The 14,975-nt window shown below is 54.5% G+C and carries 15 protein-coding genes; 4 read left to right on the top strand and 11 right to left on the bottom strand.

The genetic code is table 11. The annotated features are described in order from the left end of the window. Nucleotides 1-262 (top strand): response regulator (locus RBR60_RS04530; protein WP_320354690.1); only part of this gene is annotated, 262 nt, incomplete at its 5' end. Here the strand turns inward: RBR60_RS04530 and RBR60_RS04525 are convergent. The 4 genes from RBR60_RS04525 to RBR60_RS04510 all read right to left on the bottom strand — a co-directional run bounded on the left by RBR60_RS04525 (nt 232) and on the right by RBR60_RS04510 (nt 3,625). After that, nucleotides 232-2,280: a SpoIIE family protein phosphatase gene (locus RBR60_RS04525; RefSeq protein ID WP_320354689.1), complete on the bottom strand. Its 2,049-nt coding sequence runs from the start codon at nt 2,278-2,280 to the stop codon at nt 232-234. The genes RBR60_RS04530 and RBR60_RS04525 overlap by 31 nt on opposite strands. 12 nt (nt 2,281-2,292) lie before the next feature. Next, nucleotides 2,293-2,697, bottom strand: coding sequence for an ATP-binding protein (locus tag RBR60_RS04520; RefSeq protein WP_320354688.1), 405 nt, complete (start codon nt 2,695-2,697; stop codon nt 2,293-2,295). Between the two features lie 11 nt (nt 2,698-2,708). After that, nucleotides 2,709-3,041 (bottom strand): STAS domain-containing protein, encoded by a 333-nt coding sequence (locus RBR60_RS04515; protein ID WP_320354687.1) that lies wholly within the window; start codon nt 3,039-3,041, stop codon nt 2,709-2,711. A gap of 155 nt (nt 3,042-3,196) precedes the next feature. Beyond that, entirely contained in the window at nt 3,197-3,625 is a 429-nt protein-coding gene (locus tag RBR60_RS04510; protein WP_320354686.1) for a cupin domain-containing protein, read from the bottom strand. Nucleotides 3,626-3,726: 101 nt separating this feature from the next. Here RBR60_RS04510 and RBR60_RS04505 point away from each other — a divergent pair, with 101 nt between their 5' ends. Then, nucleotides 3,727-4,095, top strand: coding sequence for a cupin domain-containing protein (locus RBR60_RS04505; protein WP_320354685.1), 369 nt, complete (start codon nt 3,727-3,729; stop codon nt 4,093-4,095). Between the two features lie 14 nt (nt 4,096-4,109). Here RBR60_RS04505 and RBR60_RS04500 read toward each other — a convergent pair whose 3' ends face one another. From RBR60_RS04500 to lnt, 7 genes are all read right to left on the bottom strand, one after another. Next, the gene (locus RBR60_RS04500) at nt 4,110-4,853 is read right to left on the bottom strand and encodes a M15 family metallopeptidase (RefSeq protein ID WP_320354684.1); all 744 of its coding nucleotides are present in this window, start codon (nt 4,851-4,853) and stop codon (nt 4,110-4,112) included. A 34-nt stretch (nt 4,854-4,887) separates the two neighbouring features. After that, a complete protein-coding gene (locus tag RBR60_RS04495) occupies nt 4,888-5,238 on the bottom strand; it encodes a hypothetical protein (RefSeq protein ID WP_320354683.1) in 351 nt (116 codons plus the stop codon). A 31-nt stretch (nt 5,239-5,269) separates the two neighbouring features. Next, a complete protein-coding gene (locus tag RBR60_RS04490; RefSeq protein WP_320354682.1) occupies nt 5,270-6,217 on the bottom strand; it encodes an alpha/beta hydrolase in 948 nt (315 codons plus the stop codon). A gap of 141 nt (nt 6,218-6,358) precedes the next feature. Further along, nucleotides 6,359-7,021, bottom strand: coding sequence for a GOLPH3/VPS74 family protein (locus RBR60_RS04485; protein WP_320354681.1), 663 nt, complete (start codon nt 7,019-7,021; stop codon nt 6,359-6,361). A gap of 34 nt (nt 7,022-7,055) precedes the next feature. Continuing rightward, on the bottom strand, nt 7,056-8,303 hold the full coding sequence (locus RBR60_RS04480; RefSeq protein ID WP_320354680.1) for a NupC/NupG family nucleoside CNT transporter: 1,248 nt from the start codon (nt 8,301-8,303) through the stop codon (nt 7,056-7,058). Nucleotides 8,304-8,814: 511 nt separating this feature from the next. Then, complete coding sequence (locus tag RBR60_RS04475; RefSeq protein WP_320354679.1) at nt 8,815-9,195, bottom strand: hypothetical protein; 381 nt, start codon at nt 9,193-9,195, stop codon at nt 8,815-8,817. A gap of 77 nt (nt 9,196-9,272) precedes the next feature. After that, complete coding sequence (lnt, locus tag RBR60_RS04470; protein WP_320354678.1) at nt 9,273-10,952, bottom strand: apolipoprotein N-acyltransferase; 1,680 nt, start codon at nt 10,950-10,952, stop codon at nt 9,273-9,275. 242 nt (nt 10,953-11,194) lie between these two features. On the opposite strand from lnt, the gene RBR60_RS04465 reads away from it, so the two are divergent. Continuing rightward, nucleotides 11,195-12,928 carry a uracil-xanthine permease family protein gene (locus RBR60_RS04465; protein ID WP_320354677.1) on the top strand — a complete coding sequence of 578 codons (1,734 nt, stop codon included), beginning with the start codon at nt 11,195-11,197 and terminating at the stop codon, nt 12,926-12,928. Nucleotides 12,929-13,216: 288 nt separating this feature from the next. Continuing rightward, entirely contained in the window at nt 13,217-14,953 is a 1,737-nt protein-coding gene (locus tag RBR60_RS04460) for a carbon starvation protein A (protein WP_320354676.1), read from the top strand. Nucleotides 14,954-14,975: the final 22 nt, after the last annotated feature.

Genomic DNA, 14,975 nt, shown 5'->3' with positions numbered 1-14,975 from the left:
CATGGATGTGCAGATGCCCCATGTGGATGGTCTGGAAGCCACCCGGAGAATCCGAAACGGAGAGGTGGCGGGTGTGAACCCCAACATCCCCGTGATTGCCATGACAGCCAATGCCATGCGCGATGATCAGAAGCTCTGTTTTCGTGCGGGCATGAACGCCTATCTGAGTAAGCCCCTTTCAGGCCAGGACCTTGCGGAAACCCTGGCAGCCTGGTTGCCCATGGCGGATTTTCAGGCGGGCGCGGCGGCGGACTCCCCATGACCCGCATAACGCAGGCAAAGCATGGTGATATCATCGGAAGGTTCGGCTCCGGCCACATGCAGGGCCACGTCCCCTTCAATGGCCCTGAGCAGGGCTTTGGGGGAATGCTCCGTAAGGGTTGAGAGGGTGCGAAGGAGTCTTTCGTCGGAATAGAGGGTCTGATTGGCATCCATGGCTTCAGTGACCCCATCCGTATAGAGAAACAAGGTGTCTCCGGGGTCAAGCTGGGTCTGAAGGGCCACATAGGGCATATCTTCCATGGCACCCACCAGGGGGCCGCTGCGGCCGGTCATGAAAAGGGGAGGTTTTCCCGCAGCAAGAAGAACGGGGGGGTTATGGCCGCCATTGGCATAGACAAGAGCGCCGGTCGCAAGATCGAGAACCCCGATGAAGAGGGTGACAAACATGGAGTTGGGGTTGCTGGAAGCCAGATCGTTGTTCATGGAAGCCATGATGCTGGCCGGGTTTTTTTCCCGTACCGCCGCTGCCCGGAAGAGGGTTCGGGTGATGGCCATGAACAAGGAGGCGGGAACACCCTTACCCGACACATCGCCCACGGCAAAACAGAAGCGGTTTTCATCCATAAAAAAGAAATCGTACAGATCACCGCCCACCTCCCTTGCGGGCTCCAGGCTGGCATAGAGGTCAAACTCCCCATGATGGGGAAAGGGCGGAAAGGTTTTGGGCAGAAGCCCAAGCTGAATTTCCCTTGCCACATTGAGCTCGCCCTCCATGCGCTCATTGATGGCCGTGGTTTCAATCAGAGAGCGGATGTTTTCCCGCAAAGAGCCTTCCATGAAGATGAGAGCCCTGGCCAGTCGGCCCACCTCGTCTTTGTGCTTGAGGGGCAGGTGGCGGATGCTGTGGCTGGCTTCGGTACTGGATGTGAAATCAGCTTCCGGAAGGGCCTGGGCATAGGAAGCGAGGGTATTGAGGGGGCGGGTCATTCGGACGGAAAGCCAGAGACCCAGAGCAAGGCTGATGAGAAAAAGGGTGGCGATGATGAGGCTTAGGCGCTGCACGAGGTCTCTGGCCGGCGCATGGATTTCGTCCACATAGGCGATGGCGGCCACATACCACCCCAGGGTTTTGAAGTAGGTGGAGAAAATTTCCGATTCCCGCAGCTCTCCCCTGGGGTCTGAGAGGACCAGGCGCATGGGTTCCCGTGTTTTGGATGCAGCAAGGATCTGAAGTTCCCCAAGGAGGGGGTTTCCGGAGTCAGGGTGGGGTGCTGAGAGCCTGAAACCGCCATGATCCGGTCCAATGAGCAGGGTGCCCTGGGTATCAAAAATCACCATGTATCCGGACCGGGCAATGCGGATGCTGTCGAAATTGGCTTTGAGATTTTTGAGCAGTTCTTGTTTTTTGCGCTCGCTTTCCTGCTCCAGGGCCTCAATGTTGGCCGTGGCTCCGATGATCCAGTCCATGGCCGGATAATGCACAAACCAGCCGAACTTTTTGGTGGGATGCCCATCCGGGCTGAGGGTCCAGAAAAAGGTGGTGCTGGCTCTGCCCAGGCGCGTGGCCTCTTCCCGCACCGCATCGGCAAGGGGGATGCCCTTGATATCCTGAAGGATGTTGAGGTTTTTTCCCCGGATCCCGGAGTCCGGATGGGCCAGAAGGGTGCCTTTGGAATCAAGGATGAGAAATTCTGAGCCGTCCATGGAGGCCAAGCCGTTAATCCATCGAAGGGCTTCTTCTTTTTTCGGGTGGGGGAGATTCCCAGGGACAGAAGAGGTGGAGAAAATTTCGTCGAGGCCTTTGGTGGCGATGTGAACCATGCCTTCCAGCATGCGGCGATGGGCCATCACGGCGTCCACGCGGCTGTAAAGCAGGTTGGCATACCCGCTTCGGATGTTCAGTTCCGCAAGCTCCAGCACGTTACGCACACTGCGCTGTTCTGCACCTGACATGGCCATGACCACGTCCCTGTGGGTGAAATACAGCACAAAGGCCGCAACAAGGGCCAGCATGAGGCTGATGAGAAGACAGATTCTGCTTTTTAAGGAAGTAAGCACAAAGATACTCCATCAGCTGATGCGAAAGCCCATGTGCAGCACATTTTTGTTTTCTTCCCTGCGGTAATGGACCGCATCGGTGAATGTGCGGATAAAGTGGACGCCAAGACCCCCGATTTCCCTTTCCTCAATGCCAAGGGTGGTATCCGGATCAGGAAGGGAGAGGACGTTAAAAGCCTCCCCTGTATCGGAGAGTTCAAGAATGAAAAAATCCTGCTCCAGGCCGCAGGCAACTTCGGCAAAACCCGATTCCGAAGGGTAGGCATAGGAGCAGATATTGACAAAGGCTTCTTCCAGAGCCAGGGTGAGTTTTGCACATTTTCCCGGGTCAAGGCCAGCGGCCTCGGCCTCTGTTTCTGCGAAGTTGAGGAGGTCGGCCAGATGATCAAGGGTGGCGTTGACCCGGAGTCTGTTCATAATGGGTATCCTCACGCAAGACCCGAAAGGGCCTCATCCACGGAGTCATACATGCTGAATATGGCCCCAAAGCCAGAAATATCGAAAACTTCCCGCACCGTACCGACCACATGGGCCATGACCATTCTTCCGGACTTGGCTTTCAGACTTTTGGCCGTCGCGAGAATGACCCGGAGTCCTGCGCTGCTGATGTATTCAAGATTCTGAAAATCAAGGATAAAAACCGATTCTTTTTCAAGAAGGCCTTTCATGGCATTTTCATAGGCAGGCGCTGTGACAGCATCAATTCTTCCTTTGACAGATACAACGATCGCGGCGTTTTCTTTGCGGGTTGTGATTTCCATGGGGGAGATCCTCTGTTTTTATGAAGTTCTGAAGGATTTTTATGCGCAAGGATTATGGCATGGCCTCTGAAGGCTTGCCAGCTTTTTTTATGACCGGGGGTGGATTCTGGGCGCTTGAAGCCCCTCAGCAGCCTTTTTCCGCCCCCTTTGAGAACTTATTCCTGGGTTACGGTGATGGCCGTATCCGCCGTTGCTGCATAAAAGACGATGATATGGGCGGGTGTGTCTCCGATGCTTTCGCCCCAGTGCCAGGTGTTGACCACTTCCACAATGGCTTCTCCTGCGGAAAGATCCAGCACCTTGCCTTCTTTTGTGTGTACCCGGAGCTGGCCTGAGAGCAAAACCCCCGCATTGATGACGGGATGGTGATGAACGGGGAGCTTCTGACCTGCGGGGATGGTGATACTGAGGATGCGGATTTCAGGGGGCCCCACAGGATAGGCGGGAAGGGTTTCGCCGTCCCAGCTTTTTCCGGTTCTGGCCAGTTCCTTCACCACAAGCCCCGTTTCTCCGGCGCTTGTGCTGCTGCTGAGGGTAAAGAGGAGAAGACCTGTGAGAATAAGGGAAAAGAAACGGATTTTCATGGATGCTGTGTCCTTTGTGAAAAAATAAAAAACGCCGCGAAACGCTTTCCATCCATCAGGAGGCGGACGGCGTATGGAAAACGCAGATGCTAAGGAGGCTCATGAAAGAGCGGATACTTGAATCAAGGGAAGTCCAGGCCTTTTACACAGAAGAACGCTGCTGGATTGAGGAACTTTCCAACAGCAGTGAAGATCCGGGTCTTTCCATTGCCAGGGTAAGGGTAAAAACAGGTGTCACCACCCAGTGGCACAGGCTGAAAAATACAACAGAACGCTACCTCATCCTCTTCGGAAGGGGCCGGATGGAGGTGGGAAGCTTACCGCCCCAGGAGGTTTTACCAGGGGATGTGGTATGGATCCCGGCGGATTGTCCCCAGCGCATCACCTGTCTGGGCGGGGAGGATCTGGTTTTTCTTGTGTTCTGCACGCCTCGTTTTCTTCCTGAAGCCTATGAAAATCTGGAAGAATGATTTTTCTTCCATGCCTACTTCACGACAAAATCAAAATAGGTGTCCGGAAAGGGTTCGTTTTTCAGGGTGAAATGCCACCATTCCTTGTCATAATAGCGGAATCCGTGTTTTTCCATGAGGGTTTTCAGAAGCAGGCGATAGGCTCTCTGCTGTTCTGAAAGGGCAGGATTTTCGGGATGGGAAAGTTCATGGAAGCAGTCAAAGCCCGTTCCCATGTCAAGGCCGTTGTCCCTGAACCTCTCTTCTATCGGAAGAAAGCAGGCTTTCTGCTCCGTTTTTCCCAGAATAAAGGAAGGTTGAGGTTTGGGGGGCAGGGCCACAAGGGTGAGATCCACGGTGCTGCCCCGGCTGTGCCCTGAACGGCTGGCGATGTAGCCATCCCGGAAAAGGTGGCGTTTGTCCACGGTGGGGTAGAATTCCGTTCGGGTTTTGGTGTCGTTGAGGTCTTCGGCCCAGCGCACAAAATGATTCACTGCCCGTTGGGGGCGGTAGCAGTCATAGATTTTAAGCCCGAATCCAAAGGGCCTGAGATCGGCTTCAACGCCGGAAAGGGCCTCGGCCGCTTTGCGGGTGAGGTAGCATTTGGCCGCTTCATAGCCCTCCACCTTTGCGCCCACAAAATTGTGTTCCGTGACATAGCGGATGTCCATGAGTACATCGGGGATCACTTCCCGGATCTCCACAAAGGACTCCGGAATGTCCGAGGCAAGGGCTGTGGCGGCAGAGAGCAGCAGGAGAAAGGGGACAAGGCGCTTCATGGGAGATCTCCTTAGCGTTAGGGGGAGGGGGTTTTCAGTTTTCCCTGGAAAAGTCCAGCCGCACATAGGTCACGCCATTGGATGACCAGCGCCTGCCTTCCGTCACCGTGATTTTGGTGTTGTTGGTGGTGAAAACGTAGTTGGCGGTTCCGGAGACGGCCACGCCGTATTCTTTGGTATCCACGGCATCAAGCCGCGTGTTTGCAAGAAAATTGTAGGGAAAGCACCGGGACTCTCCCGCGTTCACCCATTCCTGGATGCGCTCGATCATTATAAAACTGATATCCACCTTGACCCTGGCATTGGAGCGGTTCTCGATACAGCGGGCCTGGGCCGAGGTCAGCATGAAAGGAAGAACGAGAAGAAAAAGAAGCATTTTTTTCATGATTTCCTCCTGAAAGGATAGGGATGAAACATCATTCATGGGTCTTTTTTTGAAGGAACTTCCCCGCAAGGTTATAGAACCTCTCGCAGTCTTCCGGAACCAGATCTTCAAGATTTAAAAAGGCATGGATCATTTCCCCGAATTCTTCGTGCATGGCAGAAATCCCCGCCTGTTTCAGCCTTTCTGCATAGGCCTTTCCCTCATCCTTTAAAGGGCAGAATCCTGCGGTGACCACAAGGGTTTCCGGAAAAGGGTGCGTCACTTCCATAAAAAGGGGAGAAGCGGTTTTCCGGTTTTCACGACCTTGAAAATAGTGGTCAAAATACCAGAGGATTTTTTCCTTTTCCAGAAGATAGCCCTTTGCGAGGCTCTCCACCGAGGGCTGGGAGAGGGTGTAATCCAGGCTGGGGTAGATGAGCACCTGTTTTTCGATGGAAAACCCCGCACCATGATCTGCTCTGTGGCTGAGGCTGGCCGCAAGGGCTCCGCCGCCGCTATCTCCTGCGATGGCAAGTCTTTTTTCATGCAGCATCCCAAGTTTTTCCAGAAGATTCAAAGCGCCCTCCGCCGCCTGGGTCACATCGGCAAGTCCTGAGGGATAAGGGCATTCCGGAGCCCTGCGGTATTCCACGGAAAGGGTGATGCGGGAAGAGGCCTTTGCCAGCCTGCGGGCAATGCCGTCATAAACGGCAATGCTTCCTGCCATATGTCCCCCGCCGTGGATAAAAAGAAGAACGGGAAGGGATTGTTCCGGATCGGGGTGATAGATGCGTACGGGCACATCCCACTGGGGGCCCGGAATGAGGGCATCCATCACCCTGGCCATGGGAAGGGGTTGGGTGACAAAGCTTCGGGTGAGGGTGGCAAGGCCTTCCCTTGCATTGGCAAAGGTGGGCTGGCTGCCGTTTTGCCGGAAGGCTTCTCCGGCCTTGCGGATCTGTTCCAGAAAGGGTGTGAGTGCGGGGGATGGACTTTGCATGGTGATTGTTCCTGTTGCATGGGGAAGTTCAGGTCGTGGCTGCATGGATAAGGCTCCGGCCTGAAGGACTGACAGGAGAAAGAAGCCTCCCATTGTGCTCCACAGCACAAGGCGCATGGCTTTCATGGTTTCTTCTGCCTCCTATACGATTCCGGAAATGGATGCGGACATGGATTCCGTAAGGATCATGGAGACCTTGGTAATGGCCTGATTCACCTCCCTGCCGATAAGTTCCAGTCTGGCGAGATCCCGGATGCGCGGGGCAAAGCGACGCAGCTCTTCTTCGGTGAAAAGATCTTCAAAAAGGTTGCAGGCATGCACAAGCCCCACAAGCACGGCGTCCCTTGGGTCGGGAATGGCGTCGCTTTCAATGAGATCCCGCAGGCGCGAGCGGACTTCCCGCACTTCTCTGCCATCCATCATGGGATAACGACGTATGGTGAAAACCCACAGAATTTTATGGTTTTCCACCTTGAGAATATTTTTTTCCACAAGGGTTTCAAGAACCCTTTGTTCCATCTGCGGTATGTCCCAGGCGATTTCTTTGAGCCAGTAGGCCGTCGGATGAAGGGTTGGAGATGGGTGAAGGCGATCCAGAATTTCATCCATGAGAGGGTTGGCCGTGGGGTTTGTGTGGATGACCCTGAGGGTTGCAGGATCCGTGTCAATGTGGCCGGAAAGCGCCAGTTCCAGAAGAAAGGCGCCAGCGAGGGCGAGCTTCAGGGTCTGGGGAGGCAGAGGCTTGAAGGCCCCTTTCTGGTCATCCAGGGCTAAAAGGAGAATTTCTTCGGCAAAGGTCAGCATGCTTTATTCCTTCCATCAGAGGTATTGGGTGCGTTCAGTAAAATATGCCGACCACAGCACCTGTCATCAGTGTGGTCAGCACCCCGGCAAGGATGGAGCGGGGGGCAAGGGTGACGATTTCATCCACTCTTTCCGGCGCAATGCTGGAAAGTCCGCCGATGAGAATGCCAAGGCTTCCGATATTGGCAAAGCCGCAGAGGGCATAGGTCATGATGAGGCGACTCCGGAGAGAAAGGCTTTCTTCGGAAAGGGCTGCCATGTCGAGGTAGGCGAGTAGTTCATTGAGGATGACCTTCACCCCCATGAGGCTGCCCGCCACATGGGATTCCTGCCAGGGGATGCCCGCAAGCCAGACCAGAGGTCGCATGATTTGCCCGAGAAGTCCCTGGAGGGTGAGCGCTTCGCCCGCCATGGGGGGGAAAAGTCCCAGGGCCTGATTCACCATACTGACCAGAGCAACCAGCACCACCAGAAGGGCTACGATCTGGATATACATCTGAAGGCCGAAGGTGGTGCCCTTGACCACGGCATCCATGGAACTTCTGCTTTCAACGGGAGGGGTGATTTTCCCGAGGGTGGGCGGCGCGGATTCCGGGATCATGATGCCTGCAATGAGGATGGAAGCAGGGGCACTGATGAGGGAGGCCGCCAGAATATGGCCCAGAGCGCCGGGAACCACCTGGCCGAGGATGCCTGCGTACAGTACCAGTACGGTGCCTGCGATGGTGGCCATGCCGCAGGTCATGAGGGTGAAGAGTTCACTGCGGGTCATGGCCTTCACATAGGGCCTGACAAAAAGAGGGGATTCCACCATGCCGGCAAAAATGTTGGCAGCACAGCCAACTCCCAAGGCACCGCCAATGCCCATGGTCCGCTGGAGCACTGCGGAGAACCCCCGGACCAGCACGGGAATGATTTTCCAGTGATAGAAAAGGGTGCTGAGGGCTCCGGTGACGACGATCACGGGAAGCGCCCGGAAGGCAAAGATGTAGGCAGCGCCAGACCCGGCTTCTTCAAAGGGAAGTGTGCCGCCGCCGAGATACCCGAACACAAAGGTGGTGCCTGCCCTTGTCCCTGCTTCCAGAGCTTCCACGGCTTTGTTCAGAAAAAGGAAGAAGTCTGCAAAGGCCGGTATCCTGAAAAGAATAAGGGCCAGAAGAATCTGGAGTCCAAGCCCGGAAAGGATCAGGCGGGGGCGTACGGCCCTCCGGTTTTCGGAAAGAAGCCAGGCGATGAGCATGAAGGCCAGAAGGCCCATGAGACTTTGCAGGGTAAGAAGCATGTATCCCCCATGGAGAAAAAGGACGGCTCCCGGTTTTTCAGGTGCCGTTATGGTTCATGCAGCCTTTAAAGCAAAAACGAGGCCGCCATTCCGGCGGACTGGAAAAGGGGGACTGCGGACGCGTTTTTTTGTCCCAGCGCCTGGGCTTTTCAGATGGCATGATTCACATGAAAAGGATGTAGCTGAAATCAGGCCTCTCTGCCAGTTTTCTTTTATTTAAAGGGGAAAAATTTCTTTTTGCCTTGTCTCAGAGGTATTCCCGCACGACCATGCCAAGCCTGGATAAAAGTGTTTTTTGGGGGGAGATCAGAAAACCTGCATGAAATCCTGGATCCGTCCAGGCAATCCCATGGGAATGCGGTACACGCGGAAAGCCATGGAATCCGGTTTGCCCGCAGCCTTTCGGGAAACGGTAATCAGGCGCGCCTTGTGCGTGAGGGGCAGTGATGGGGTGGGGAAAAGGCAAGGGAGGCGTTCTCATGTCTTTTCCCCATGTTTTTTAAGAAACTTCCTATTTTTTGTCTCCGGATGTGTAGAGAAAGGAAGAGACCGCGATGTGGACAGAGCTTTCCGGAACGGGGCGGATGCACTCCACAGGCAGGGCACCCACAGGCTGGTTATCGGCAAGAACCTGTACACAGAATTTTTCCTCTTTCGGGCAGACAACGGCCATGCGGAAGGTGTTTTTGGGCGCACCGCCTGCCCGGAAAAGCTCGTAGCGTTGCAGACTGCATCCGGATTGCGGGAGCATTCCGCCTGCCTTCATCCAGTAGGTGGGAGGCATGGAATGGTTCACCCATACCTTTTCAGGAAATTCCCAGGCGAGAACGGAAGAAGTAGAGAAAAGCATCAGAAGAAAAATGGTTTTTGAAAAACGAAGCGGCATGGACATGGGGACCTCTTTCTTGGATCTGGTTGATAGATAGGGCTCTACCGCCATCTCTGGGGCAAAAAGCCCTGGAAAAGGATTTAGCCACTCAGGGTTTTCGTATTTCTGGCGGTGATTTTTCTGACACCGTTTGAGTGGAAAACATTGAGGGGCGCATAAGCGATGACACCAAGCATCAGGGCCAGCACCCCAAGCCAGGAGTTACCCATGATCTGGTAAGGGGTCCGCATGTCAGGAATATGCAGGCGAACCTGACGGTACGTGGCCTCATCCATGGGAGTCCGGGTGCCGTCTTCAATTTTGCCTGTGGCAGAAATGTGGGCACCCATGCCCGTATTGGTGGCACGGATCATGGGCCTTCGCTGTTCCACAGCCCGGAACAGGGCCAGCCCCAGATGAAGTTCCGCAGCTTTTTCATGGATAAACCAGCCGTCATTGGCGACAGTGACAAAGGCATCCGCGCCCAGAGCAGCGCCCGAACGGGTTATGTCCGGAAAGCCGCTTTCAAAGCAGATGAGGGGTTGGATGCGTAAGCCCTGATCCAGATAGAGGAGATCGGGCCCTGGACCACGGTGGTATTCGTAGGGCCTTCCCAGATATTTTTTTAAAAAAAGCCAGCGTTCGCCCAAGGGGGTGGCTTCCCCAAAGGGAACCAGCCGTGTCTTGCGGTAGATTTTTTTTATCTGCCCGTTTTCCAGCAGGGCCATGCTGTTGTACATGGCGCTGACTTCCCGAAGGGGGATTCCTGCACCGGCCATCGTCCCGTCCGGGAGGATGAGGGGATCTTGTTTTTTGAAGCGATACTGATATTCCGTGCAGGCAAAGAGAAGGGGAGCTTCCGTAAGGGCCTCTGTCCGGGCCAGCGCCTCTGTGTCCAGGTTGTCGCAGGCCGGGGTGCCGGGGGCTTCCGGCCAGAGAATGAGATCCGGCCGGGGTGCATGATGGACGGATTCTTCCGTAAGCTGTCTTAGAACAGCATGATTGCTTTGCAGCGGATTTTTGTTCAAAGGATCTGTTTTGGAAGGGATATTGGGCTGGATGGTTCGGACGCTGATGTGGGATTCCTCAGAAATGGCCTCCAGGTTTTTCATTTCCTTCAGGCAGAGACTGCCGTAGCCCAGCCCAAGGAAGAGAAGGAGAATGAAAAGGCCGGAATGCCGGATTTTTTCCTGAATAGGGCAGGGGGATAAAATTTCTGCCAGAAGGGCATTGGAAAGAAGCATGAAAAGGAGTACGAAATGCATTCCACCGATGTCTGCAATCTGTATGGCCTGGGTCCAGGAATAAAGGCTGATGGCAGGACTGCCGGGGCAGAGGCCTGGCCAGAGGGCAATGAAGAGGGTGAAAATACCTGCGGTGAAAAAAGGGCCTCTCGTTTTTCCATATCTGTGGGTAATGCCGCAGACAAGACCCGCAAGCCCGTAGGGAAGGCCCTGATACAGAACAAAGAGCAGGGTGGCCATGAGGGAGGCGGGCACGGACCAGCCTATCAGCTCCCGACAGCCGTTCATTATCCAGAAGGTGGACATGAGCCAGAAGAGGCTTCCTCCTGCCCATGCCAGGGTAAAGGCCGCAGCAGGCTGGCATCCCCGAAGGGCCAGAAAAAAAGGGACAAGGGCAGCCAGGGGCAGCCAGAAGAAAGGTCCGGACGGCAGGCATAGACCCAGAAGGCCCGTTGCCAGCAGCAGGCCCGCAAGGCGGATCGCCGAAGAAAGGATAGAATAAAAAGATACGGTTTTGCCTTCAGGGTGTATGTTCATGCTTCCTGCGTTCTGTGAGAATGGGAGCGTAAGGGGGCATCCTGTTTGACCCAAGGGGCTGTGGGCATTTTTTTATTGATTGCATACCTTGTGCCACGATGTCTTTAGCCTGTAAAGCTCCGGTTTCGGGTATGATCGACCACAGAATACCCGTTTTGTTTTTTCTGACGATTGTCGTTGATGGTGAGCTGCGGTGAGGTTCGGATGATGCGGTATTTTACCATGGTAAGGAGATATTCAGGATGAAGCCCCTTTGTGGAAGCGGGGAAGATGGCAGGACGGCAATGGGAGAGCCCGGATGGTCGCTCTCCTTTTTTCTTGGACTGATCCATGTATCTCTTATTTTTGATGGCATTATTTTTCTGCCCAACATGATCGGCAAGGCCACCGGCACACCTGCGGATCAGGTGGCCTTTGTCACCTTCGCCACGCTGCTGGTGGCGGCCTTTGGTACCTTTCTTCAGGCATTTCGGCCGGGTAGGTTGGGGTGCGGTCATGTCCTCTTCATGGGTTCCTATTCCGCCTTTCTCGCCTGCACCCTCATGGCGGTGGACATGGGAGGCCTGCCGCTTCTTGCCACCATGACCCTTCTGTCTGCGCCTGTGGTGTTTCTGTATTCCTATTTTCTGCGTTTTCTGCGCCATATCGTCACACCGGCCGTAGGTGGGGTGCTGATCATTCTCGTGGCCTTAAGCCTCATGCCCATTGCCATTGAACTCTGGCAGGGGGGCGATTCTTCCCAGGCCCATTTCGGTTCATTCGGGAACTACCTTGTGGGGCTGGTGACCATGGGGGTTCTTGTGATTTTTATGCTTTTCGGCAGTCACAGGCTTCGTCTCTGGACACCGCTTCTGGGTATTGCCGCAGGCTGTCTTGCGGCCTCCTTTCTGGGGATTTTCACCTTAGAGCATGTTCGCCATGCGCCCTGGTTCGGACTGCCTGAGGCCCGGTGGCCGGGTCTGGCACTGGATTTTCAGATGGCCTGGCTGCCCCTCTTAGGCGCATTTTTCATTGCCGCCCTGGTCAGTGCCATGGAAGGAACGGGCAATATCATGCTCTTGCAGCAGATTTCCGTAAAAGGCTTCAGAAAAGTGGATTATACCCGTATTCAGAACGGACTTTATGCGGACGGGCTGGCCAAGGGGCTCTCCGGCCTTGCCGGAGGGACACCTGTGGCGACCTTCTGCGACAATATTCCACTTCTTAAAATGACCCGTGTCACTTCGGAACGGGTGGGCCTCATGGGGGCTTTGATTCTCCTGGTGCTGGCCTTCATGCCCAAGGTCTCCGGCTTTCTTCTCGATGCCCCCTCCGCCGTGATCGGTGGCATGCTTGTGCCCATCTGCGCCATGCTGTTTTATGCAGGCTTCGGGCTCGTGATGCGCTCGGGCCTTTCCTTTCAGATGGGTCTCATTCTGGGGATTTCCCTCTGTGCAGGACTGATGGCGGAGACACGGAATTTCTTTCCCTCCATCATGCCCGTGGATTTTTCGCCCATTCTGCAGAACGGGGTGGCCATGGGTGGGTTCGTTGCCATTTTTTTCAGTACCCTGCTCTATCTTTTTCCGAGACCGGGCATGGCCCTGCACCTTAACCCCACATCCGATGCCATGCAGACACTTTTAGAAAGGCTTGAGAAGCTGAAAGCCGGTTTCCGGATGGGGGATGAGGCCTTTTTGCGTCTGCGGCTCTGCTGTGAAGAAACCTTTTCCCACCTCATCGAATATGCCGAATCATCGGACAAGAAATGCCTTTTTTCTGTCCGGCTCTGGGAGGAAGGGGTTTTTGTGGAGGTGATTATCGGCGAAACCGTGGATGAGATTGATCAGGGGATGCGGCCCTTTACGGGCATTAATGCCACGGAAGCGGAGCTGGATCGGGTGGGTCTTCTGATTCTTTCCAGAATGGCAAAGGACGTGCAGCATATCCATATCTCCGGATATACCTATATTTCCTTTGTGATTGAGCTTTCCTGAAAGGTTTTTGCAGAATTTTTTACACAGACTTCATGTTTTTTGATTGTGCCTGCCCGTTTTTTTCCATTGTGAATCTATTTGTGCAGCAATGGATAATTTTATGGGCAGAGGCCAATTTTGTTGGCGGTTGGCAGGACTGTTTTTGATGTTTTTTCCGGTCAAGAGGGGTTTTGCTCTGGCATTGCTGTTGCATTACCCCTGCCAGTGTTGTTGGACGAGGGAGCACAGGTCATTAGGGGGTGCACCTTTGGTATGATCAATGATTCTTTTCAGTTAAAGGCGATACCTGTGAATATTCTCGTGCTTCTTCTGGCTGGACTGGTATTTCTGGGCGCAGGCTACCTGTTTTACGGCAGGATGATTGCCCGTATTTTTGATGAGAATGATGCAAATCCTACTCCGGCAGTTACCCTGGAGGATGGACGGGATTATGTTCCGACCCGGACCGGAATTGCCTTCTCCCACCATTTTGCTTCCATTGCCGGTGCCGGGCCCATTGTCGGCCCAACGGTGGCCATGCTGTTTGGCATCATTCCGGTCTGGCTCTGGCTTCTTCTGGGAACGGTCTTTTTTGGTGCTGTCCATGATTACACCTGCCTTTTCACGAGCCTCCGTGAAAAGGGCCGTTCCATGGCGGAAGTTTCCCGCTCGACTTTGGGAAAGGCCGGGTTTTTTCTTTTCATTGCCTTTACAACGGTGATGATCCTTCTTGTGACCTCCGCGTTTCTGGGTCTCAGTGCAACGGCACTGACCTCTCTCGTTCCTGTGGCTGAGATGAAGATCAGCGGCTCCGGTTTTCTTCAGACCCTCGTGGGTGCCGATGGCATCGAAAGGGCTAAAATCGGCGGCATTGCATCCACATCCGTGATTATTCTCACTCTGTCTGCCCCTCTCATCGGCTGGATGCTTTATCGCAGAAACATGCGTTCTGCCATTGTCACCCCTGTTGCGGTTACCATCGTGACCCTGTCGGTCATCTTCGGCATCTTTTTTCCCGTATCCGTTGGCATGCATACCTGGATGATCATTCTCACGGTGTATGTGGTGATCGCCTGCGGTGCCCCGGTCTGGACCCTTCTGCAGCCCCGCGATTTTATGAACTCCTTTATTCTCTATGCCGGTATTGTGCTGCTGCTGGGGGCGATTGTGGTGGCCGGTCTTAAAGGGGCAACTACCCAGGCACCGGCCTTTAATGTGGCCCAGGGCAACCTGAAGCTCGGGATGATCTGGCCCTTTCTTTTTATTACCGTTGCCTGTGGCGCCATCTCAGGCTTTCATTCCCTGGTGGCCGGTGGCACCGTTTCCAAGCAGATCCGTTTTGAATCGGATGCCCGGAAGATCGGGTACGGAGGCATGGTGGTGGAGGGCGTGTTTGCGCTGGTTGTTCTTTTAACCCTTGCCGCAGGGCTTTCCTTTGATTCCTACCTGCAGATTGTCTGGCCGGAGTCGGGAGCCTCCAACCCCATCCTTGCCTTTGCCCTGAGCATGGGAGCCCTTCTTCATAAGGCCTTTGGACTGCCCGTGGCTTTTGGAGCCATTTTCGGAATTCTCATGGTCGAAGGTTTTGTGGTGACCACGCTGGATACGGCCGTCCGGCTCAACCGCTATCTTTTTGAAGAGCTGTGGTCGGTTCTGTTCAAAAAGGTTCCTGCCATTCTTAAGTCTTATATTTTCAATGCCGCATTATCCGCAGGCCTGATGCTCTGGCTGAGCTGGACCAATGCCTTCACATTCATCTGGCCTGTATTCGGAGCCGCAAACCAGCTCCTTGCCGCCCTCGGGCTGATTGCGGTCTCCGTATGGCTGGTCAGACGGAATAAACCCGCGCTCTTCACCCTCATCCCAGCCATCCTGATGCTGGCGACCACGCTCTGGGCCCTTTGGGTGATGCTCTTTGACAAGTATATTCCAGCGGGAAAAATGCCCCTCATTGTCACGGATATCCTGCTGATGGTACTTGCCCTGGCTGTGGTTGCCGTTGCGCTGAAGGAGATGCGCAGGATGTTCCGTTCTTCCCATCCGTAAAATTTTTGATTTTCTGGAAAAA

The organism is Desulfobotulus sp., assembly GCF_034006065.1.
Classification (GTDB): domain Bacteria; phylum Desulfobacterota; class Desulfobacteria; order Desulfobacterales; family ASO4-4; genus Desulfobotulus.
This window is presented reverse-complemented; position numbering and strand designations above follow the sequence as displayed.

Coding starts and splice junctions, on each gene's coding strand:
- RBR60_RS04520 (WP_320354688.1), bottom strand. CDS start 2,697: ATGAACAGACTCCGGGTCAACGCCACCCTTGATCATCTGGCCGACCTC.
- RBR60_RS04515 (WP_320354687.1), bottom strand. CDS start 3,041: ATGGAAATCACAACCCGCAAAGAAAACGCCGCGATCGTTGTATCTGTC.
- RBR60_RS04510 (WP_320354686.1), bottom strand. CDS start 3,625: ATGAAAATCCGTTTCTTTTCCCTTATTCTCACAGGTCTTCTCCTCTTT.
- RBR60_RS04505 (WP_320354685.1), top strand. CDS start 3,727: ATGAAAGAGCGGATACTTGAATCAAGGGAAGTCCAGGCCTTTTACACA.
- RBR60_RS04500 (WP_320354684.1), bottom strand. CDS start 4,853: ATGAAGCGCCTTGTCCCCTTTCTCCTGCTGCTCTCTGCCGCCACAGCC.
- RBR60_RS04495 (WP_320354683.1), bottom strand. CDS start 5,238: ATGAAAAAAATGCTTCTTTTTCTTCTCGTTCTTCCTTTCATGCTGACC.
- RBR60_RS04490 (WP_320354682.1), bottom strand. CDS start 6,217: ATGCAAAGTCCATCCCCCGCACTCACACCCTTTCTGGAACAGATCCGC.
- RBR60_RS04485 (WP_320354681.1), bottom strand. CDS start 7,021: ATGCTGACCTTTGCCGAAGAAATTCTCCTTTTAGCCCTGGATGACCAG.
- RBR60_RS04480 (WP_320354680.1), bottom strand. CDS start 8,303: ATGCTTCTTACCCTGCAAAGTCTCATGGGCCTTCTGGCCTTCATGCTC.
- RBR60_RS04475 (WP_320354679.1), bottom strand. CDS start 9,195: ATGTCCATGCCGCTTCGTTTTTCAAAAACCATTTTTCTTCTGATGCTT.
- lnt (WP_320354678.1), bottom strand. CDS start 10,952: ATGAACATACACCCTGAAGGCAAAACCGTATCTTTTTATTCTATCCTT.
- RBR60_RS04465 (WP_320354677.1), top strand. CDS start 11,195: ATGAAGCCCCTTTGTGGAAGCGGGGAAGATGGCAGGACGGCAATGGGA.